The sequence below is a fragment of the Massilia sp. Root418 genome (assembly GCF_001425265.1).
Classification (GTDB): domain Bacteria; phylum Pseudomonadota; class Gammaproteobacteria; order Burkholderiales; family Burkholderiaceae_D; genus Rugamonas.
In genome coordinates this window covers 1,033,494-1,054,473 of the sequence record NZ_LMEC01000020.1, presented here as the reverse complement: position 1 = coordinate 1,054,473, position 20,980 = coordinate 1,033,494, and the positions used below count along the sequence as shown (strand labels likewise).

General features: G+C 70.6%; 13 protein-coding genes. 9 read left to right on the top strand and 4 right to left on the bottom strand.

Annotation, left to right across the window (positions count from 1 at the left end; genetic code table 11):
- Positions 1 to 3: 3 nt before the first annotated feature.
- Positions 4 to 600, top strand: coding sequence for a hypothetical protein (locus ASC94_RS16970; RefSeq protein ID WP_056397173.1), 597 nt, complete (start codon positions 4 to 6; stop codon positions 598 to 600).
- Positions 601 to 607: 7 nt separating this feature from the next.
- Here the strand turns inward: ASC94_RS16970 and ASC94_RS32695 are convergent, their stop codons facing one another.
- Positions 608 to 1,849 (bottom strand): hypothetical protein, encoded by a 1,242-nt coding sequence (locus ASC94_RS32695; RefSeq protein ID WP_056397169.1) that lies wholly within the window; start codon positions 1,847 to 1,849, stop codon positions 608 to 610.
- Between the two features lie 101 nt (positions 1,850 to 1,950).
- Positions 1,951 to 3,309: a S8 family serine peptidase gene (locus ASC94_RS16960; protein ID WP_157201478.1), complete on the bottom strand. Its 1,359-nt coding sequence runs from the start codon at positions 3,307 to 3,309 to the stop codon at positions 1,951 to 1,953.
- Positions 3,310 to 3,416: 107 nt separating this feature from the next.
- Here ASC94_RS16960 and ASC94_RS16955 point away from each other — a divergent pair, with 107 nt between their 5' ends.
- Positions 3,417 to 3,911: an RNA polymerase sigma factor gene (locus ASC94_RS16955; protein ID WP_056397166.1), complete on the top strand. Its 495-nt coding sequence runs from the start codon at positions 3,417 to 3,419 to the stop codon at positions 3,909 to 3,911.
- The gene (locus tag ASC94_RS16950) at positions 3,908 to 4,720 is read left to right on the top strand and encodes an anti-sigma factor (protein WP_056397164.1); all 813 of its coding nucleotides are present in this window, start codon (positions 3,908 to 3,910) and stop codon (positions 4,718 to 4,720) included. Before ASC94_RS16955 ends, ASC94_RS16950 begins: the two co-directional genes overlap by 4 nt.
- Before the next feature lie 106 nt (positions 4,721 to 4,826).
- On the opposite strand, the gene ASC94_RS16945 is transcribed toward ASC94_RS16950, so the two are convergent.
- Together ASC94_RS16945 and ASC94_RS16940 are read right to left on the bottom strand one after the other, a co-directional pair.
- On the bottom strand, positions 4,827 to 6,371 hold the full coding sequence (locus ASC94_RS16945) for a HAMP domain-containing sensor histidine kinase (protein ID WP_056397161.1): 1,545 nt from the start codon (positions 6,369 to 6,371) through the stop codon (positions 4,827 to 4,829).
- Positions 6,371 to 7,063 carry a response regulator transcription factor gene (locus ASC94_RS16940; protein ID WP_056397158.1) on the bottom strand — a complete coding sequence of 231 codons (693 nt, stop codon included), beginning with the start codon at positions 7,061 to 7,063 and terminating at the stop codon, positions 6,371 to 6,373. The genes ASC94_RS16945 and ASC94_RS16940 overlap by 1 nt, the downstream gene beginning before the upstream one ends.
- A gap of 249 nt (positions 7,064 to 7,312) precedes the next feature.
- Here ASC94_RS16940 and ASC94_RS16935 point away from each other — a divergent pair, with 249 nt between their 5' ends.
- The 6 genes from ASC94_RS16935 (at position 7,313) to ASC94_RS16910 (ending at position 20,952) form a co-directional block, all read left to right on the top strand.
- Positions 7,313 to 8,959 carry an efflux RND transporter periplasmic adaptor subunit gene (locus ASC94_RS16935; protein ID WP_082616594.1) on the top strand — a complete coding sequence of 549 codons (1,647 nt, stop codon included), beginning with the start codon at positions 7,313 to 7,315 and terminating at the stop codon, positions 8,957 to 8,959.
- Between the two features lie 34 nt (positions 8,960 to 8,993).
- Complete coding sequence (locus tag ASC94_RS16930; RefSeq protein WP_082616593.1) at positions 8,994 to 12,170, top strand: efflux RND transporter permease subunit; 3,177 nt, start codon at positions 8,994 to 8,996, stop codon at positions 12,168 to 12,170.
- Positions 12,167 to 15,403 carry an efflux RND transporter permease subunit gene (locus ASC94_RS16925; RefSeq protein WP_056397155.1) on the top strand — a complete coding sequence of 1,079 codons (3,237 nt, stop codon included), beginning with the start codon at positions 12,167 to 12,169 and terminating at the stop codon, positions 15,401 to 15,403. Before ASC94_RS16930 ends, ASC94_RS16925 begins: the two co-directional genes overlap by 4 nt.
- Positions 15,400 to 17,031: a TolC family protein gene (locus ASC94_RS16920; protein WP_056397153.1), complete on the top strand. Its 1,632-nt coding sequence runs from the start codon at positions 15,400 to 15,402 to the stop codon at positions 17,029 to 17,031. The genes ASC94_RS16925 and ASC94_RS16920 overlap by 4 nt, the downstream gene beginning before the upstream one ends.
- Before the next feature lie 112 nt (positions 17,032 to 17,143).
- Positions 17,144 to 19,708, top strand: coding sequence for a chemotaxis protein CheB (locus ASC94_RS16915; RefSeq protein ID WP_056397151.1), 2,565 nt, complete (start codon positions 17,144 to 17,146; stop codon positions 19,706 to 19,708).
- A complete protein-coding gene (locus tag ASC94_RS16910) occupies positions 19,705 to 20,952 on the top strand; it encodes a sensor histidine kinase (protein WP_056397148.1) in 1,248 nt (415 codons plus the stop codon). Before ASC94_RS16915 ends, ASC94_RS16910 begins: the two co-directional genes overlap by 4 nt.
- The last annotated feature ends 28 nt before the right edge of the window (positions 20,953 to 20,980 follow it).

The following is a 20,980-nucleotide window of genomic DNA, read 5'->3' as shown; positions in this document are numbered from 1 at the left end:
AGTATGTTGTCCTGCACGGGCATTCAACTGCCAACCGACACCCTGTACCATCTGCTGGACTTTCTGCGCAACACCGGCAGCAAACTGGATGCATCTGCGGCAGCCGACGAAGCCATCCGGCAATGGCTTGCCCGCATGCAGCTGGAAGATGACGGCCTGGGCCCGGCACCCCAGGGCTACCAATGGAAAACGCTGTTCCTGCCCGAAGGCACCCGCCTCAGCGTCACGTGCCAGGGCGGAGACTCTGCCTACGCCTACGTCGTCGGCGACAGGCTGCTCTTCCATGGCGAACCCACCTCGCCGAACCGGTTCGCAAAGGAAGCTTCGGGATACGTGCGTAACGCCTGGACCGATATCACGGTCCGCTTCCCCGGCGAGATCCGCGCCAAGAGCGCCTACGCGCTGCGCCGCGCCCTTGAGCGCGCAGCGAAAGAGCAGCCGCCGCTGCCCGAAGCGCCCCGCGCCTACTGCCCGCCTGCGCAGCCCCAACCCGAACTGCCAGCGATATTCAACTCACAAAAGCCCCTGCCGGCGGCCGACGAATGGCCCTACATCGACCGCCGCGCACTGCGCGTCTATACCGACTGGGAGCCGTTCTGAACTGGCTTTACATCGGCTTGGCGCTAGCATCGGACGTTTCGCGCCCGCCTGCCGAGCCGCTGTTGTTGGCCGAGCCGCCGCCATTTGCGGAGCCGCTGCCACTTGCGGAGCCGCTGCCACTGGCGGAACCATTCAAGTTCACCGGCGGCTGAGCGGAAACTCCGCCCGCTGCGGCTCGTGCACCGCTGGCTGCCGCCTGCTTGCTTCCTTTTGCCGCGCCGGAAGCCGTCGCAGTGCTGGACTGCGCATAGGCGCGGGTGCTGCCTGCCTGCCCTTTCGCGGCATCGCGCAAAGGGGCCGCCGTGTCGCGTGCCGCCTGTGCCGCGTTGCCCGCCAACACGCCGCCGCCGCTGCCATCCACGTCCGCCGAGGCGCCAACGCTGCCGCTGCCGCTACCAGTGCCGATGCCAATGCCACTGCCACTGCCAATGCCGCTGCCGCTGCCAATGCCACTGCCACTGCCACTGCCACTGCCACTGCCACTGCCACTGCCAATGCCGCTGCCGCTGCCACTGCCACTGCCAATGCCGCTGCCACTGCCGCTGCCGCTGCCGCTGCCGCCTTTATTGACGGCCGCATTTGGCGCAGCGTTGCTCGCGCCTTGTGCAGGCTGGGCAGCGGTGGCCGCCGTCGCCGGCGCGAGGCTGCCGGCCAGCGAGCCGCCGCCATTGGCGCTGCCAGCCGCCTGGCCATCGGCCGCAGCGGATTTCGATCCGAACAGGCTGCTGAAGAAGCCCGGCTTCTGTCCTGCCGCCGCACCGCCCGCAGCCGGCACACCGGCTGGCTGCGACTCCGTCAGCTTCCCGGCCAGGCTGCCGGCCCCGTTGCCGCCGGCCTCGCCGCTGGCGGCACCGTTTGCCGCACGGTTTATCGCACCGTTCGCCGCACCGGTCGCCGCACCGTTCGCCGTACCGTTTGCCGCACCGCTCGCTGCACCGATCGCCGCACCGATCGCCGCACCGTTTGCCGTACCGGACGCCGCGCTGGCCGCACCGCTGGCCGCATTGCGGGCGTCAACGGCGCCGGTGGCCGAACGCGTCGTCTCCAGCAGCGAAGCGCGGTTGCCGGCCGTGTTCATGCCGCCCCCGTTCATGCTGCCCATGCCGCTCAATTGTCCGCCGAAGCTGCCCGCACCGCCTATCATGCCGCCCACCGGGCCGCCACGGCCCAGTAATTGCGCCTGCGCCGAGCAAGCCACGCCGACGGACAGGGCGATGATCAGTTGTTTTGCGATGGTGTTGGTCTTCATGATGTTCTCCTTGTCGTTGGCCGCAGACTGTCTGCCGCCGTTGATAGGAAAACGTCCCTGCTCAGCCGTTTAATCCCTGGCCTTGAAAATATTTTTGAAATTTATTGAAATGCCGACGGATCGGTGCGGAAATCCGCGCCCAGCACGCCGTAGCCGGTCTCGCTGTTTCGCGTGCCGGCCACGCCGCCGGCCGCCTGTCTGGCCAGCGCCGCCAAGGCCTCCCGTGCGGCGGCCGGGGAGGGGCGGGGCAGGGCGCCTGCCAGCAGCGCGGCCACGATGGGCGCGGCAAAGGAAGTGCCGCGCACCACGCGGTAAGGCGGACGGCCCATCGCCGCGCTCACCATCTGGCTGCCCGGCGCAGCAAACATCACCTGCGGTCCACGCGCCGCCTCGGGCAGCGGGCGGCCGCGCTTGTCCACGCCGCTCACACCCACCACGCCAGGATAGCTGGCCGGATACAGCGGCGGCGCAGCGGGCCCGTCGTTGCCCACTGCCGCCACCAGCACGTGGCCGCGCTTGACCATGCCCGCCACCACGCGTTCCAGTATCTGGTTCGGCGGGCCGACCAGGCTGAGATTGACCACCGCCACCTGCTCGCGTGCCAACCATCCCAGCGCGGCGGCCACGCGGGCGGCCGAGCCGCCGGTGGGGGTGTCGCAATAGATATCCGCCGCGTACAAGGCCGCTTGCGGCGCCACGCCTTTGAAGCGGGCGGACCGTCCTACCATCAGTGCCGCCACCGCCGTGCCGTGCGGGCTGGGATGGGCCGCGCCGTCGCAGCCCCAGCGCACGATGGATGCGTCGCCGAACACATCGTGCCCGCGCTCGATGCCGCCATCCACCAGGCCTACCCTGGCACCCGCACCCGCACCCGCACCCGCACCCGCACCCGCACCCGCGTCCGCGCCAGCCCCCGCCGGCCCTGGCGGGCTGCCGCCTGTCGCATGCTGCCTGCCGCCGGGCGCCGCGCCGCTGCCGGTATAAACATGGTTGAAATCGTAGGCGCCGTCCGGATCCAGCGCGCGCAGGCTCTCCAGCGCGGCGGCTGTGCTCCGGCCGTCGGTCACACGCAGCACCACCATGCGCTCGCCGCCGTCCATCACCTGCTCGCTGTGCACCGCCAGCCCCACCGTCCGCGCCGCCGCCAGCCCCTGCGCGCTGGGCGACCAGGCCAGGACCTCCCCCCGCACCACCGGTTCCCCGCGCGGATCCGGCTCCAGCACGGCGCCGTGCTGCTTCAGCAAGCCCCCCACCCGGTCCAGGCGCAAGGCGCCCAAGTCGCCGGGGTCGGCGCGGTCCAGCAAGCGCCGGCCGGCGTCGCGCAGCGGTTGCTGCACCTCCTGCACCTGCGGTAGCTGCGGCAATTGAGGAAGTTGCAATTGCGGCAAGCGCAATTGGGCATGGGCGGCGCCGGCGCACAGCGCGCAGGCCAGCGCGGAAATCAGGAGACGGATAGGCATGATAGTCGGATGATGGTCGGATGATAGTATAAGGAATCGCACCTTCTTTTGGTTAAACGAACGGGACAGGGATTAAAATCCCTCGCCGCGTCGTTTACCTGATATCCATGCCATCGATTAATACCGACATAGCCGCCTTGCTGCCGCGCCTGCGGCGTTTTGCCCGCACCATTACCTATCACCGGGAAGATGCGGACGACCTCGTACAGATCGCCGTCGAGCGCGCGCTGAGCCGCAGCGCGCAGTGGGAAGCCGGCACGCGGCTGGACAGCTGGCTGTTCCGGATCATGAAGAACGCATGGATAGACGAGGTGCGCGCGCGCATGCGGCGCGACCGCATCTTCGCCCCCGAGGAAGCGGGCGAGCACGTGGGCGACGAGGGCGCGCAGGCGCAGCAGCAGCGCATGGCGATCCAGAAGGCCGTCAGCCTGCTGTCCGACGAGCACCGCATCGTGGTGGCGCTGGTGCTGGTGGACGGCATGCCGTACAAGGAAGCCGCCGAGGTGCTCGACATCCCCATGGGCACGCTGACCAGCCGCCTGGGGCGCGCCCGCGCGGCGCTGCAAGAACTGTTATCCGATACTGCGAGGACTGCACGATGAGTTTTACCGACGACACCCTGATGGCCTACGCGGACGGCGAGCTGGCCGAGCCTGCACGCAGCGAGGTCGAACGCGCCATGCGCGGCGACCCGGCGCTGGCCGCGCGCGTGGCGCAGCACCAGGCCCTGCGCGCGGACGTCTTCGCCGCCTTCGCCCCCATCGCCGACGAAGCGGTGCCCCCCGCGCTGCTGGCTGCCGCCATGCCGGACAAGGTGAGCGACCTGGGTGCGGCGCGCGCGGCCCGCAGCGAGACCCGCAGCGCAACCCGGCGCCGCTGGGCGTGGCAGGAGTGGGGCGCGATCGCCGCCTCCCTGTCGGTGGGCGTGCTGGTGGGCAGCCTGGTGCTGGGCGGCGGCGGAAGCCAGGCCGGCCAAGGCGGCGCCGGCGGCAACAACGGCGGCGCGTCGCTGGCTGGCGCAGGCACAGGGGCGGGGGCTGCGGTGGCGCTCGGCGCAGACGGCGCCCCTGTCGCGCAAGGCCGGCTCGCCGAGGCGCTCAGCACGCAGCTGGCCGGCGCGGGCGCGTCGCCCGACAATGGTGCGGTTCGCATCGGCGTCACCTTCGCGGCGGCGGACGGCGCGCTGTGCCGCAGCTTCATCGCCGGCGCCTCCGCCGGGCTGGCCTGCCGCAGCGGCGAGCAATGGAAACTGGCCGTGCTGGCCGAAGCCGAAAAAAGCCAGGGCGGCGCCTACCGCCAGGCTGGCAGTGCCATGCCCGCCGCCGTGCTGGAAGCCATCGACGCCCGCATCGCCGGTCCCGCCCTCGACGCCCAAGCCGAACAAGCCGCCAAGGAGCGCGGCTGGCGCTAACGTTGGTAACGTCGGTAACGTCGGTAACGTCGGTAACGTGGGAAACGTAGGGCGGGTTAGCACCGCAGGTGCGTAACCCGCCGCCGCCCGCGCCGCCACAAAACCGCTACTCCCCCTCCGCCAGCGGCAGCGTCACCACGAACGCGCTGCGTCCCGTGTGCAGGTCGGTGCAGCGCGCCTCGCCGCCGTGGCGGCGCGCGATCTGCCGCACCAGCGCCAGCCCCAGCCCCGAGCCCACGCTGTCGCGCGCATTGCTGCTGCGGTAAAACGGCTCGAACACCTTGTCAAACTCGTCCCTGCGCACCCCGGGCCCCGCATCCTGCACCACGATCTCCGCGCAGGCCGCCGCGCCCGCGCCGCTGCGGCGCAGCCTGACCGTGGTGGGCGGCACGCCGTGGCGGCGCGCGTTCTCCAGCAGGTTGCGCAGCAGGCGCCGCAGCAGGCGCGCATCGCCGCGCACCGTCAGCGACTCCCCGTCCAGGTCCGCCTCCTCGTAGCGCGCGCACTCCTCGGCCGCCAGCGGCAGCAGGTCCAGCAGCGCGTGCTCGGTGGGCTCGCCCGCCGCGTCCAGGCGGCTGGCCAGCAGGATCTCGTCGATCAGCTGGTCCAGCTCCGCGATGTCCTGTTCCAGGCCCGCGCGGCGCTTCGGATCCACATTGTCCTTGGTCAGCTCCAGCGCCAGCCGGATGCGCGCCAGCGGCGTGCGCAGCTCGTGCGAGGCATTCGCCAGCATGGTCTTGTGTGCGCCCACCAGGGCCTCGATCTGGTCGGCCGAGCGGTTGAAACTGGCCGCCAGCGCCGCCACCTCGTCGCTGCCCCTGACCTCCACCCGCGCCGCCAGATTGCCCGCGCCCAGCGACTCCACGCCCTGCTGCAGCTGCTCCAGGCGCCGCGTCACGCGCCGCACCACCGGGTAGGCGGCAATGGCGATGAGGACGGCCAGCCCGATCAGGATGGTGTGCAGCCGCATGCGCGAAGGCGCCTGGCGCAGCGGTGTCGTGGACACGATGTGGCGGCCGTCCTCCAGGCGCATCTGGAAGCGGCGCATGCGCAGCGGACGGTCCAGGTCATCGTCGCCGCGCGCCCAGCGCCGCGCGCGGTCCAGCGGTCCGGCGCGCTGCCCGGCTTCCAGGTCCTGTGCGGCCGCCGGCGCGGCGCCATCGTTCGCCGGCACCGCGCCATCGGCCGCCGGCAACGCGCCGCCGGCGGCCGCAGGGCGGGGCGCACTGCCGCCGGTCGCGGCGCGCCCCGCATCGGCCCCGCCCTGGCCGCCCCGTTCGCCGCGCGGCAGGCCCTCGTGCCCGCCGTCCTGCATGCGCCCCATGCGCTCCATCCTTTCCATGCGCTGCTGGCGCAGCATGCGCCGGTCCAGGCGCTCCAGCGGCTGGCCCACGTAGGCCAGCCGCTGCCAGTCCTTGCTGAACAGCGTGATGTCGGTGCGCAGCCCGCGCGTCATACGATCCAGCGCGGCCTGCTGCTGCTCGGGCGGCGCCTCGGCGGGCGGCAAAGCATTCCGCAGCAGGGTGCCCAGGGTGCGGTCCGACAGCTCCACCGGCGCCCCGGCCCACTGCCACAGCAGCACCACGGCCAGGGTCAGCAGCGCCAGGCTGGCCAGCAGCGCGGCATAGAAGCGGAAATACAGGCGTGGCATCAGTCCTGGTCCTTGGCGAACAGATAGCCCGCCCCGCGCACCGTGATGATGCGGCGCGGATGCTTGGGATCGTCCTCCACGGCGGCGCGGATGCGCGACATGTGCACGTCGATCGAGCGGTCGAAGGCCTCGGCCTGGCCGCTGCTGGTGGCCTCCATCAGCGCCTCGCGCGACAGCACCCGTCCCGCATTCCGGGCCAGCATCAGCAGCACGTCGAACTGGCAGGCGGTCAGCTCGCAGGGCTTGCCGTCCAGCCGCGCGCCGTACGCGCCCGGCTCGATCTCCAGGCGCCCGAAGCGCAGCACCTCGTTGGCCGCGCGCTGCGCCTCGCCGCCGCGGCGCAGCACCGCGCGCAGGCGCGCCAGCAGCTCGCGCGGCTCGAAAGGCTTGGGCAGGTAGTCGTCCGCGCCCAGCTCCAGGCCGATAATGCGGTCGATCGCGTCGCCGCGCGCGGTCAGCATCACCACCGGGATGTTGGAGCGCGCGCGCAGCTGGCGGCACACTTCCAGGCCGTCCATGTCGGGCAGCATCAGGTCCAGGATCACGGCGTCGGCCTGGTTGGCCGCCAGCCAGGCCAGCGCCGGCTTGGCGCGGGTGTGGGCGGTGACCTCGAACTTGGCCGTGGTCAGGTATTCGGACAGCATCTCGCTCAGGCGCGGATCGTCCTCGATAATCAGGATATGTTCGCTCATGCCCCATTTTACGGAGCCTGGCGGGCGCCGGTCACCACAATTTTGTAGCAGCTTTGTATCGGAGGGCGAGCGCATGTAACCAGCGGCCGCCCCGCCGTTGCAGGCACTCTGGCTTGCATGTTGGAAACTGCCTGCCGGCAGGCCGTGAATTGTTTCAAACCGACACGTAGCCGAAATTTCCTTGTGCTAGAGTCGATTCATCTCCCGGCGCCTGCCGCGCGCCCCGCAAAAAGAACAAGGACCACAGCGATGACGTCGCCCACACCACCCAGCACCACTTCTCCCGCCACCCCCAAGCGCAGCCGCCGCGCGCAACTGATCGGCGGCGTGCTGGCGGTGGCCGCCATGGCCGGCCTGGGCGGGCTGGCCTGGCACCTGACCCACCCCGCCGCCGGCCAGGGCGCCCAGGCCGGCCCCGGCGCGCCGGGTGGCCCCGGCGGCCCCGGCGGCCCGGGCGGCGGAGGAGGTGGCGGCGGGCGGCGCGGTGGCGCGGCCACCACGGTGGGCGTGGCCACGGCCGACAAGGCCGATATCCCGGTGGTGCTGGACGCGCTGGGCACCGTCACGGCGGCCGCCACCACCACGGTGCGCCCGCAAGTGTCCGGCATCCTGCAGAAAGTGCTGTTCAAGGAAGGCCAGATGGTCAAGGCCGGCCAGGTACTGGCCCAGATCGACGCGCGCCAGTTCGAGCTGGCGCTGATGCAGGCCAGCGGCCAGCGCCAGCGCGACGAGGCGCAGCTGGAAAACGCCAGGCTGACGCTGGAGCGCTACCGCACCCTGCTGGCGCAGGACTCCATCGCGCGCCAGGACGTCGACACCCAGGCCGCGCAGGTCAAGCAACTGGAAGGCACCGTCATGACCGACCGCGCCAACGAAGGCGCGGCGCGCCTGAACCTGGGCTACACCAAGGTGGTGGCGCCGATCAGCGGGCGGGTCGGCCTGCGGGTGGTCGACGTCGGCAACCTGGTCAGCTCCGGCGACGCGGCCGGCATCGCCGTCATCACCCAGCTTTCGCCGATCGACGTGGAATTTTCGGTGCCGCAGGACCAGGGGCCGATGGTGATGGCAGGCGTGAACGCCGGCGCGCCGCTGCCGGCCGTGGCGCTGGACCGCACCCGCGCCGTGACGCTCGACAGCGGGCGCTTCTACGCGCTGGACAACCAGGTCGACACGCAAACCGGCACCATCAAGGCCAAGGCGCGCTTCGCCAACGCCGGCAACACGCTGTTCCCCAGCCAGTTCGTCAACGTGCGCCTGGAGCTGCGCACCATCAAGGATGCCGTGATGGTGCCGGTGACCGCGCTGCGCCATGGCAGCAAGGGCGATTTCGTCTATGTGCTCAACAGCGACAAGACCGTCAACACGCGGCCGGTCACGCGCGGCCAGGCCACGGTGGACAAGGTGGAGATCCGCAGCGGCCTGAAGGCGGGCGAGCAGGTCATCACGGAAGGCGCGGACCGCCTGAAGGACGGCGCCAGGGTCACACTGCCGGGCGACAAGCCGGGCGCGGGCGCGGGCGGCGAGGGCCGCCGGCGCGGCAAGCGTGACGGGCAGGGCGGCGGCGCTGGTGCTGGTGCTGCCGGTGCAGGTGCAGGTGCAGGTGCAGGTGCCGGTGCCGGTGCGGCAGGTCCGCAGGGGACGGGCCAGGGGGCGGCGGGCGGCGCCACCGGCGAGGGCGCGACGGGCGCGGCGCCAGGCGAGCGCCGCCACCGCCGTAGCGAAGGCGACGCCGCAGGCGCTTCCGCCGGCAGCGCCCCGGGCGACGTCGCAGCCGGTGCGCAGCAGGGCGAACGCCGCCACCGTGACTGGTCCGCCGGCGCCCGCGCCTCGGCGCCGCCGGCGGGTAGTGCGCCCGCGCCGTCGTCGCCGTCGTCGCCAGCGCCGGGAGCGCGCTGATGGCCGCTGGCACCCACGCAGCGGGCGGCGCGCCATGAGCCCGTCCCGCCCCTTCATCCAGCGCCCGGTAGCGACCTCGCTGCTGATGCTGGCCATCGTGCTGGCCGGCCTGGTCGGCTTCAAGTTCCTGCCGCTGTCGGCCCTGCCGCAAGTCGATTTCCCCACCATCCAGGTGCAGACGCTGTACCCCGGCGCCAGCCCGGAAGTGATGGGCCAGACCGTCACCGCCCCGCTCGAGCGCCAGTTTGGCCAGATGTCCGGCCTGCAGCGCATGAGCTCCACCAGTGCGGCCGGCGTGTCCATGATCACCCTGCAGTTCGGCCTGGGCCAGACCCTGGACGTGGCCGAGCAGGAAGTGCAGGCCGCCATCAACGCCGGCGGCTCGCTGCTGCCGACCGACCTGCCCGCGCCGCCCGTGTACGCCAAGGTCAACCCGGCCGACGCCCCCGTGCTCACCCTGGCCATCACCTCCGACACCATGCCGCTCACGGAAGTGCAGAACATCGTCAACACCCGGCTGGCGCTGAAGATCAGCCAGGTGTCCGGCGTGGGCCTGGTCTCGCTGAGCGGCGGGCAGCGCCCGGCCGTGCGCATCCAGGCCGACACCCAGGCGCTGGCCTCCAACGGCCTTGGCCTGGACACGCTGCGCACCGCCATCACCGGCGCCAACGCCAACAGCGCCAAGGGCAGCTTCGACGGCCCCACGCGTTCCTTCACCATCAACGCCAACGACCAGCTGGTGACGGCCGGGGACTATAAAAACCTCATCGTGGCCTACCGCAACGGCGCCCCGGTGCGCCTGGCCGAAGTAGCGCGCGTGGTCGACAGCGCGGAAAACGTCAAGCTGGGCGCCTGGTCCGGCACCGCGGGCGGCCTGACGCCGGCCATCATCCTGAACGTGCAGCGCCAGCCCGGCGCCAACGTCATCGCCACCGTGGACGCCATCAAGGCGCGCCTGCCCGAGCTGCAGGCCGGCCTGCCCGGCGCGCTCAAGGTGGACATCCTGAGCGACCGCACCACCGGCATCCGCGCCTCCGTCAAGCACGTGGAGTTCGAGCTGGTGCTGGCCGTGCTGCTGGTGGTGCTGGTGATCTTCTTCTTCCTGCACAGCGTGCGCGCCACCGTCATCGCCAGCCTGGCCGTGCCGATCTCGCTGGTGGGCACCTTCGGCCTGATGTATTTGCTGGGCTACAGCCTGAACAACCTGAGCCTGATGTCGCTCACCATCGCCACCGGCTTCGTGGTGGACGACGCCATCGTCATGATTGAAAACATCGCCCGCTACATCGAGGAGGGCGAAACGCCGATGGCTGCCGCCGTCAAGGGTGCCACGCAGATCGGCTTCACCATCATCTCGCTCACCGTGTCGCTGATCGCCGTGCTGATTCCGCTGCTGTTCATGGGCGACGTGGTGGGCCGCCTGTTCCGCGAATTCGCCGTCACGCTGGCCATCACCATCCTGATCTCCGCCGTGGTCTCGCTCACCCTGGTGCCCATGATGTCGGCGCGCTGGCTCACCAGCCACAAGGACGACGCCCCCCATTCTTTCGGCGCCCGCGTGCAGCGCTTCTTCGACAAGGTGATCGGCCATTACGACACTTCGCTGCAATGGGTGCTGCGCCGCCAGGGCCTGACCCTGCTGGTGGCGCTGGCCACGCTGGGGCTGACGGTGCTGCTGTACGTGTTCATCCCCAAGGGCCTGTTCCCCACCCAGGACACCGGCCAGCTGCAGGCCCGCATCGAAACCGCGCAGGCGGTGTCGTACAGCCGCATGGCCGAGCTGCAGCAAGCCGCCGCCGGCGCCATCCTGGAAGACCCGGACGTGGCCACCCTGAGCTCCGTGGTGGGCGTGGACGCAGCCAACAACACCATGCTGCACACCGGGCGCATGCTGATCAACCTGAAGGAGCAGCGCGGCCACCAGGACCAGATCATGGAGCGCCTGCGCCGCCGCGTGGCGGCCGTGGCCGGCGTCACCGTCTACCTGCAGCCCACGCAGGACCTCACCATCGACGCCGAATCCGGCCCCACGCAATACCGCGTGTCGCTTGAAGGCGCGGACACCGCCACCGTCACCGAATGGGCCGGCAAGCTGGCCGCGCAGATGCAGAAGCATGAACAGCTGCGCAACGTGGTGTCGGACGCCGGCGCCACCGGCGTGGCGGCCCAGGTCACCATCGACCGCGACAGCGCCTCGCGCCTGTCCATCACCGCCGCCGCCATCGACGACGCGCTCTACAGCGCCTTCGGCCAGCGCATCGTCTCCACCATCTTCACCGAGACCAACCAGTACCGCGTGATTCTGGAAGCCCAGCCGGGCACCCTGACCACCCCCGAGTCGCTGGGCAACCTGCAGCTGAAGACCGGCTCCGGCAAGCCCACGCCGCTGTCGGCGGTGGCCGCCATCACCGAGCGGCCGGCGCCGCTGCAGATCACCCACGTGGCGCAGTATCCCGCCACCACGCTGGGCTTCGACACCGCGCCCGGCGTGTCGCTGGGCCGCTCGGTGGAGGCGGTGCGCGCGGCGGCCGAGGAAATCCGGCTGCCGCCGTCGGTGACCATGACCTTCCTCGGCGCGGCCGGCGCCTACCAGGCCTCGCTGTCGAACCAGCTGTGGCTGATCCTGGCGGCCGTGATCTGCGTCTACATCGTGCTGGGCGTGCTGTACGAGAGCTATATCCACCCGCTCACCATCCTGTCCACGCTGCCGTCGGCAGGCGTGGGCGCCTTGCTGGCGCTGATGGTCAGCGGCCAGGACCTGGGCGTGATCGGCATCATCGGCATCATCCTGCTGATCGGCATCGTCAAGAAAAACGCCATCATGATGATCGACTTCGCCATCGAGGCGGAGCGGGATGAAGGCAAATCGCCGCGCGAGGCCATCCACCAGGCCGCGCTGCTGCGCTTCCGCCCCATCCTGATGACCACCCTGGCCGCGCTGTTTGCCGCCGTGCCGCTGATGCTGGGCTTTGGCGAAGGCGCCGAGCTGCGCCGGCCGCTGGGCCTGGCCATCTTCGGCGGCCTGATCGTCAGCCAGGTGCTGACCCTGTACACCACGCCGGTGATCTACCTGGGCTTCGACCGCCTGGCGCAGCGCTGGCGTGGCCGGGCCGGCAAGGATGCAGGGCAGGGCGCAGGGCAGGGCGCCGCCGCTGCGCCTGGCGCCGAACCGCCGCCGCCGCGCGCCGTGCCGCCGGGAGCGCAGCCGTGAACCTGTCCGAACCCTTCGTCCGGCGCCCCATCGCCACGGTGCTGCTCACCGTCGGCATGGCCCTGGCGGGCATCGGCGCCTTCTTCGTGCTGCCGGTGTCGCCGCTGCCGCAGGTCGACTACCCGTCCATCTCGGTCAGCGCCAGCCTGCCGGGGGCCAGCCCGGACACCATGGCCTCCAGCGTGGCCACGCCGCTGGAGCGGCGCCTGGGCGTGATCGCGGGCGTCAACGAAATGACGTCGTCGTCCGGCAGCGGCTCCACCCGTATCAGCCTGCAGTTCGACCTGAACCGCAAGATCGACGCGGCCGCGCGCGAGGTGCAGGCCGCCATCAACGCCTCGCGCGCCGACCTGCCGGCCACGCTGCGCAGCAACCCCACCTACCGCAAGGCCAACCCGTCCGACGCGCCCGTCATCATCCTGGCGCTCACCTCGCCCACCCGCAAGCCGGGCCAGATCTACGAGGCGGTGTCCAACATCGTGCAGCAGAAGCTGGCGCAGGTGCAGGGCGTGGGCGACGTGGAGATCGGCGGCGGCTCGCTGCCGGCGGTGCGCGTGGAACTGCTGCCTTACGCCGTGAACCGCTACGGCATTTCGATGGAGGACGTGCGCGCCGCCATCCAGGCTTCCAACGCCAACCGCCCCAAGGGCGCGCTGGAGGGCGACGAGCGCCGCCTGCAGATCTATTCCGCGCCGGCCCGCGTGAGCGGCCTGGTGCCCGGCGCCGCCGCCGGTGCCGGCGCCGGCAATCCGCAGGGGCGCCCGACCGCGGTGGACTACCGCGACCTGGTGGTGGCCTGGCGCGACGGCGCGGCCATCCGCCTGCGCGACATCGCCACCGTGGAGGACGGCGCGGAGAACAAGAACACCCTCGGCCTGTTCAACGGCGAACCGGCCGTCATCGTGCTGGTCACGCGCCAGCCCGGTGCCAACGTGATTGAAACCGTGGACGGCGTGCGCGCCCTGATCCCCCAGCTGCAGGCGCAGCTGCCGCCGGACGTGAAGCTGGAAGTGGCCTCCGACAGCACCAATTCCATCCGCTCCTCGCTGCACGAAATCGAGCTGACCCTGGTTATCTCCATCATCCTGGTGGTGCTGGTGGTGAGCGCCTTCCTGCGCAGCGCGCGCGCCACCATCATCCCGGCGGTGGCCACCATCGTGTCCCTGCTGGGCACTTTCGGCGTGATGTACCTGCTCGGCTTCAGCCTGAACAACCTGAGCCTGATGGCGCTCACGGTGGCCACCGGCTTCGTGGTGGACGACGCCATCGTGGTGCTGGAAAACACCGCGCGCCACATCGAGGCCGGCATGGACCGCTTCAAGGCCGCGCTGCTGGGCGCGCGCGAAGTGGGCTTCACGGTGCTGTCGATTTCGGTGTCGCTGGTGGCGGTGTTCATCCCGCTGCTGTTCATGGGCGGCCAGGTGGGACGGCTGTTCCGCGAATTCGCCGTCACCCTGTCGGTGGCGGTCATGATCTCGCTGGTGATCTCGCTCACCACCACGCCCATGATGTGCGCCTGGCTGCTGAAACCCGGCCACGGCGGCAAGCCCGAGGGCAGGGTGGCGCGCCTGTTCGAGCGCGCCTTCCAGGCCGTGCTGCGCGTGTACGAGCACGCGCTGGACTGGGCCCTGCACAGCGTCTGGCTGGTGATGGCCATCCTGGTGTTCGTGGTCGGCCTGAACGTCTACCTGTTCGCGGCCGCGCCCAAGGGCTTCTTCCCGCAGCAGGACACGGGCCAGATCAACGGCGGCATGCGCGCCGACCAGAGCATCTCCTTCCAGGCCATGCAGGGCAAGCTGCGCCAGCTGGTCAACATCATCAAGCGCGACCCGGCGGTGGCCACCGTGGTGGGTTTTACCGGCGGCTCGCGCGCCGGCGGCGGCTTCATGTTCATCAACCTCAAGCCGGCGTCCGAGCGCAGCGAGTCGGGCCAGGCCGTCATTGCGCGCCTGCGCCCGCAGCTGGCGCAGGTGACGGGCGTGTCGCTGTTCCTGAACACCGTGCAGGACTTGCGCATGGGCGGGCGCTCCAGCAATTCCACCTACCAGTACACCCTCAAGAGCGACAACCGGGCCGACCTGAAAGCCTGGGCCGGCAAGCTGGCGGACGCAATGAAGCAGCAGCCGGAGCTGATCGACGTGGACACCGACCAGGCCGAGAACGGCGTGGAAACCTTCGTCACCATCGACAAGGACACCATCAGCCGGCTGGGCATCGGCGTGCGCGACGTGGACAATGCGCTCTACAACGCCTTCGGCCAGCGCCAGGTGGCCACCATTTACGATGAGCTGAACCAGTACAAGGTGGTGATGGAAGTGGCGCCGGAATACGCCAGGAGCCCGGAGGCGCTGAAGGACGTGTACGTGTCCGCCAGGGGCGCGGGCGGCGGATCGAACAACGTGGCGGCCGCGCGCGACGCCTCCACCGGTTCCGCGCTGAGCACCGCGGTGGCGGCGATGGCGCCGCTGCCGGCCATCGCCAGTTTCGCCGAGAGCGCCACGCCCACCTCGGTCAACCACCAGGACGGCGAACTGGCCACCACGGTGTCCTTCAACCTGGCCGAAGGGGCCAGCCTGAGCGACGGCCAGGCTGCCGTGAAGCAGGCCGAGGCCGACATCGGCATGCCCAACAACGTGCGCGGCAGCTTCCAGGGCACGGCCAAGGCGGCCGACGACAGCAACAAGCAGCAGCCCTTGCTGATCCTGGCGGCCATCGTGGTCATCTACATCGTGCTGGGCATCCTGTACGAGAGCCTGGTCCATCCGGTCACCGTGCTGTCCACCTTGCCGTCTGCGGGCGTGGGCGCGGTGCTGGCGCTGCTGATGTTCAAGATGGAGTTTTCCATCATTGCGCTGATCGGCGTGTTCCTGCTGATCGGCATCGTCAAGAAGAACGCCATCCTGATCATCGACTTTGCGCTGGAGGCCGAGCGCGCGCGCGGCCTGACGGCGGTGCAGGCGGTGCGCGAAGCCTGCCTGCTGCGCTTCCGCCCCATCCTCATGACCACGCTGGCTGCCGCGCTGGGCGCCTTGCCGCTGGCGATAGGCTTCGGCGAAGGTTCCGAATTGCGCCAGCCGCTGGGCATTGCCATCATCGGCGGCCTGGTCGCCAGCCAGCTGCTGACCCTGTTGACCACGCCGGTGGTCTACATCCTGATGGACAGGCTGCGCAGCCGCAGCGAATCCGAAATCCAATTGAGCAGGCAGGCAACTGCCGAGCCGAGCACGCCATGAACAAGCACACTGTCACTCCCGTCTCGCTGGCCTTGCTGGCGGCGTTCTCCCTGGCCGGTTGCGCCGTCGGGCCGAAATACGACGTGCCCGCCACGCCGCACACCGCCGCCTTCAAGGAGGCCGACGGCTGGGCGCCGGCCGCGCCGGCCGACACGCTGGAGCGCGGCCCATGGTGGACCCTGTTCGGCGACCCGGTGCTGAACGACCTGGCCGCGTCCATCGAGGTATCGAACCAGAACGTGGCTGCCGCCGCCGCGTCCTACGCGCAGGCGCGCGCACTGGTGGCCGAGCAGCGCGCGCAGCTGTTTCCGGCGGTGGACCTGAACGGCAGCGCCAACCGCAGCGGCGGCGGCGGCGGCACCCGCACCGCCAGCGCCTACCGCGTGAACCTGGGCGGCAGCTGGGAGCCGGACATCTGGGGCCGCCTCGGCGCCGCCAGCGCGGGGGCGAACGCCAGCGCGGCCGCCAGCGCCGCCGACCTGGCCGCCGCGCGCCTGTCGGCCCAGGGCGAGCTGGCCGCCAACTACTTCGCGCTGCGCCAGGCCGACGCGCAACAGGCACTGCTGGACGCCACCGTGCAAGGCTACGAGCGCGTGCTGCAGATCACCCGCAACCGTTTCAGCGCCGCCATCGCCGCCAAATCGGATGTCTTGCAAGCTGAAACCCAGCTGGCCAACGCCCGCATCGACCTGATCGGCATCGTGCGTCAGCGCGCCCAGCTTGAACATGCCATCGCTGTCCTGCTGGGCAAGGCGCCGGCCGAATTCACCCTGGCTCCGCTGCCGCAGGCGGCCAGCCTGGCCCAGCCGTCATCGGCAGCGGGGGCCGGCGCGCAGCCCGGCGCGGCGCGGGCCGCTGCTGCGCGGGCCGCCGCGCAACCCGCGGGCGCCGAGGCCGGCGCCACACAGCCGGCTGCCGCGGCGGCGGGCCCGCAGCCCGACGGCTCCGGGCGCATGGTCATGGCGCCGCCGCTGATGGTCGCCTCGCCGGCCGGCGCCGAGCCGGCCGCGTGGGGCGGGGCGGTGGTGCCCGCCATTCCCGCCGTGGTGCCGTCGGCGCTGCTGCAGCGCCGCCCGGACATTGCCGCCGCCGAGCGCCGCGTGGCCGCCGCCAACGAGCAGATTGGCATCGCCCGCGCCGCCTACTTCCCCAACCTGAACCTGAGCGCCTCCTACGGCTTCGGCGCCAGCGCGGCTTCCGGCCTGTTCAACGCGTCCAACAGCCTGTGGTCGCTCGGCCTGTCCGCCGCGCAGACCATTTTTGACGCCGGCGCCACGCGCGCCCGCGTGGCCGGCGCCGAGGCGTCGCGCGACGCGGCCATCGCCCGCTACCGGCAGACCGTACTGGCCGCCTTCGCCGACGTGGAAGACCAGCTGGCCGCCAGCCGCGCCCTGGAGCAGCAGCAGGCGCACCGCCGCACGGCCGCCGCCGCCGCCGACCAGGTCGAGCAGCAGATGCTCAACCGCTACCGCGCCGGCCAGGTGGCCTACACCGAAGTGGTGCAAGCCCAGGTGACGGCGCTGAGCGCGCGCCGCGCCCTGCTGCAGGCCCAGGCCGACCGCCAGACCACGGCTGTGGCCCTGATCCAGTCCCTGGGCGGCGGCTGGCATGCCGGCGCCGGCCCTTAGCCGCCGCGTCGGCACACCGCCAGCAAGGCCGAAGCCAGCGGGCGCTGGCATTCGCGCGGGGCGCTTTGTATAATCGGCAATCGATCTTAGCCCCCGCCAGCCGCCCGCACCGATGACAACCAGCAATATCGCCGCACCGTCCCCCGTCTCCCCGGACGCCATTCCCGTGGTGGGCATCGGCGCATCCGCCGGCGGGCTGGAGCCGATCTGCGACCTGCTGGCGGCAGTGCCGCCGGACAGCCCCTTCGCCTATGTGGTGGTGCAGCACCTGGACCCGCAGCACACCGGCATGCTGCCGGAACTGCTGCAGCGCGTGACGGCCATGCCGGTGCTGCAGGTGGCCGACGGCATGCAGGTCCAGGCCGGCAGCGTGTACGTGATTCCGCCCGACCGCGACCTGGGCTACAGCCAAGGCACCTTGCACCTGGCGCACCGCCAGCGCGTGCTGGGCCAGCGCCTGTCGATCGACCATTTCTTCGGCGAGCTGGCCGTGGCCTGCGGCAGCCTGGCTACCGGCGTGGTGCTGTCCGGCATGGGCAGCGACGGCAGCGCCGGCTTGCGCGCCATCCAGGAGCGCGGCGGCCTGACCCTGGCGCAGCAGCCCGGTTCGGCGCGCTTCGCCGCCATGCCGCAAAGCGCCATCGATTCCGGCAGCGCCGACCTGGTCGCGCTGCCCGGCGAGATGCCGGCCCTGATCGCCAGCCGCCTGGCCAACCAGCAGGCCCTGCGCGTGGTGCCGGGCGCGCAGCGCCGCAACGCCCTCAACGAGCTGCTGCAGTTTCTGCTGGCGCGCACCGGCAACGATTTCTCCGACTACAAGATGAACACGGTGATGCGCCGCATCGAGCGCCGCATGGCGCTGCATCAGTGCGCTTCGCTGGACTCCTACGTCAGGCTGCTGCACGACAATCCGGGCGAGGTGCAGCTGCTGTTCAAGGAAATGCTGATCGGCGTGACCAACTTCTTCCGCGACCAGAAAGTATGGGAGCAGCTCAAGACCGTGGGCCTGCCGCAGCTGCTGGCAGCACACCCGGACGGCGCCGCCTTCAAGGCCTGGGTGCCGGCCTGCTCCACCGGCGAGGAAGCCTATTCGCTGGCCATCGTGTTCAGCGAAGCGGTCGAGCACGTGAGCCCCAGGGCCAAGTACACGCTGCAGATCTTCGCCACCGACCTGGACCCGGACGCCATCGACCGCGCCCGCAACGGCCAGTTCGCGCGCAGCATCGAAGCCGATGTCTCGCCGGAGCGGTTGCAGCGCTTCTTCGTGGCCGACGAGCAGGGCTACCGGGTGCGCAAGGAATTGCGCAACATGATCATCTTCGCCCAGCAGAACATCATCTCGGACCCGCCGTTTACCAAGCTGGACTTGCTTAGCTGCCGCAACCTGTTGATCTATTTCAGCGCCAAGCTGCAGCAGCGCCTGATCCCGCTGTTCCACTACGCGCTCAAGCGCGAGGGCCTGCTCCTGCTGGGCAGTGCCGACACGCCCGGCCAGTTCACCGAACTGTTCGCGCCGATGCCCGGCGTGAGCCGCATCTACCAGCGGCTCGATGCCAGCACCCACAGGCTGGTGCATTACTTTCCAACCAGGGTGGCGGCGGTCGCCCCTATTCCCAACGAAGGCAGGTCGGCATCCATGAACGGCAATCTTCAATCGCAGGTTGAGCAACTGCTGCTGAAAAAGCATACCCCCGCGGCCGTCCTGCTCAACCACGACGGCGACATCCTCTACATCCACGGCCGTACCGGCGTCTACCTGGAACCGGCGGCGGGCAAGGCCAACTGGAACATCCACGCCATGGCGCGCGACAGCCTGCGCTACGAGCTGGACGATCTGCTGCAGCGCGCGGTGCGCGAGGACGGGCTGCAAGTGCTGCGCGGCCTGGTGGTCAAGGACGGCGCCGGCCAGGAACTGGCAGTGGACCTGAGCGCCGAGCGGCTGGGGGAGGGCGAGGTGCTGGACGGCATGGTGCTGGTGACCTTCGCCAGCGCGCCGCGCCCGGCCGGGCGGCGCTCGCGTTCCGCCAATCCGCGCGTGGCCGAGCTGGAACAGCAGCTGGCGCAGGCGCGCCTGGAAATCCAGTCGGTGCGGGACGAAATGCAGACCTCGCGCGAAGAACTGCGTTCTGCCAACGAAGAGCTGCAATCGACCAACGAGGAGCTGCAGTCCACTAACGAAGAGCTCACCACCTCGAAGGAAGAGATGCAGTCGCTCAACGAAGAACTCTACACCGTGAACGCGGAGCTGCAATCGAAGGTGGACGACCTGTCGCTGGTCAACAGCGACATGAAGAACCTGCTCAACAGCACCGACATCGCCACCATCTTCCTCGACAACGTGCTGCGCATCCGCCGTTTCACGACCCAGGCCGCGCAGATCTACAAGCTGATCGCCAGCGACGTGCAGCGCCCGCTGAGCGACATCGCCAACGACCTGGTCTACCCCGAGCTGGAAGACGATGCCAATGAAGTGCTGCGCTCCCTGGTGTATTGCGAGAAGCAGATCCCCACCCGCAACGGGCGCTGGTTCACCGTGCGCATCATGCCTTACCGCACCTTGGACAACGTGATCGACGGCCTGGTGCTCACCTTCGTCAACATCACCGGCGCCAAGGAGCTGGAATCGCGGCTGCGCGCACTGAGCAAGGCGGCAGGCGATAGCGGAGGCGTCCCATGAGCCGGGGGGCGGGCCGGCATCCGGGCAGCGACGCGCTGCGCCAGTGGCAGACCCTCCAGCTCAGCAAAATCGAGCTGGAGCTGCAGCAGCATGCGCTGTCGGCGCTGCAGCGCAGCAGCCAGCAGGCGCAGGCCGGGCAGGCCCTGCCCCGGTATTTGTTCGAGCAGTCGCCTGCCTGCACCTATGCGCTGGCCCCGGACGGGCGTGTGCTGTGCGCCAACCAGGCCGGCGCCGCGCTGCTGGCGCAAGACGCCGCCGCTCTGCAAGGCCAGCCGTTTGAGCGCTACCTGGCGCCGGACGAGCAGCCGCGCTGGCGCGCGTTCGCCGCCGCCTTGCTCGGCGGGGAAGGCAACGCCGCCCTGGATACGCAGCTGTTTGCCGGTATACCCGGCGCTGGCGCCGTGCGCATCGAGGCCAGGCGCGTGGCCGGCTCGGGCCTGTGTTGCCTGGTGATCGCGCCGCGCGGCAGCGCTGCCGCGTCCGCGCAGGACGAGCGCCACGCCGCGCTCGAGCGCGACAATGCGCTGCTGCGCCAGCAGCTGGCCGCCCGCGCCGACAGCGAGCGCAGTCTGCGCCAGCTGGGCGCGCACGAGGCGGCCGAGCAGGAGGCGCTGCGGCTGGCCATGGCGCGCACCCTGCACGACGAGGTGGCGCAGAACCTGCTGGCGCTGCGGCTGGAGGCCGAGCTGCTGCACCTGCGCGCGCTGCCGCGCCAGGGGCGGCTGCACCGCCGCGCCGCCGCCGCGCTGGAAAACGTCGATGTGACGCTGCGCAGCGTGCGCGGCGCCATGAACCAGTTGCGCCCGGCCGTGCTGGAACTGGGCCTGCCAGCGGCCATCGACTGGCAACTGGCCGAGTTCCGCAAATGCAGCGGCATGGCCTGCACCCTGGACGTGCCCGACGAGGGCGTGTTCGGCTGCCTGGACGGCGGCGCGGCGCTGCTGCTGTTCCGCCAGTTGCAGGCAGCACTGGGATCGCTGCAGCGCGATGGCGGCGCCAGCGCGGTGGCCGTCAGCCTGCGGCGCAACGGCACTGCCGGCGTACAGCTGCTGCTGACCGACGACGGCGCAGGCGACAGCGGCATCGGCGGCGGGGCGGCCGTCCCGGGACGCCGCCAGCGCCAGGCGCTGGCCATGCTGGCCATCGGCGAACGCCTGCGGGCCTGTGGCGGCACGCTGGAAGTCACGTACGGCGATGAGCAGGGCTGCCGCGTCAGCATGCGCCTGCCGGGCCGCAATAGCTAAAAAGCATTTTCAGCGGCAGGCGCAAGGT

Bases quoted from the DNA above. Each gene is read 5' to 3' on its own strand.
- ASC94_RS16970 (WP_056397173.1), top strand. From the start codon at position 4: ATGTTGTCCTGCACGGGCATTCAACTGCCAACCGACACCCTGTACCAT.
- ASC94_RS32695 (WP_056397169.1), bottom strand. From the start codon at position 1,849: ATGAAGACCAACACCATCGCAAAACAACTGATCATCGCCCTGTCCGTC.
- ASC94_RS16960 (WP_157201478.1), bottom strand. From the start codon at position 3,309: ATGCCTATCCGTCTCCTGATTTCCGCGCTGGCCTGCGCGCTGTGCGCC.
- ASC94_RS16955 (WP_056397166.1), top strand. From the start codon at position 3,417: ATGCCATCGATTAATACCGACATAGCCGCCTTGCTGCCGCGCCTGCGG.
- ASC94_RS16950 (WP_056397164.1), top strand. From the start codon at position 3,908: ATGAGTTTTACCGACGACACCCTGATGGCCTACGCGGACGGCGAGCTG.
- ASC94_RS16945 (WP_056397161.1), bottom strand. From the start codon at position 6,371: ATGCCACGCCTGTATTTCCGCTTCTATGCCGCGCTGCTGGCCAGCCTG.
- ASC94_RS16940 (WP_056397158.1), bottom strand. From the start codon at position 7,063: ATGAGCGAACATATCCTGATTATCGAGGACGATCCGCGCCTGAGCGAG.
- ASC94_RS16935 (WP_082616594.1), top strand. From the start codon at position 7,313: ATGACGTCGCCCACACCACCCAGCACCACTTCTCCCGCCACCCCCAAG.
- ASC94_RS16930 (WP_082616593.1), top strand. From the start codon at position 8,994: ATGAGCCCGTCCCGCCCCTTCATCCAGCGCCCGGTAGCGACCTCGCTG.
- ASC94_RS16920 (WP_056397153.1), top strand. From the start codon at position 15,400: ATGAACAAGCACACTGTCACTCCCGTCTCGCTGGCCTTGCTGGCGGCG.
- ASC94_RS16915 (WP_056397151.1), top strand. From the start codon at position 17,144: ATGACAACCAGCAATATCGCCGCACCGTCCCCCGTCTCCCCGGACGCC.
- ASC94_RS16910 (WP_056397148.1), top strand. From the start codon at position 19,705: ATGAGCCGGGGGGCGGGCCGGCATCCGGGCAGCGACGCGCTGCGCCAG.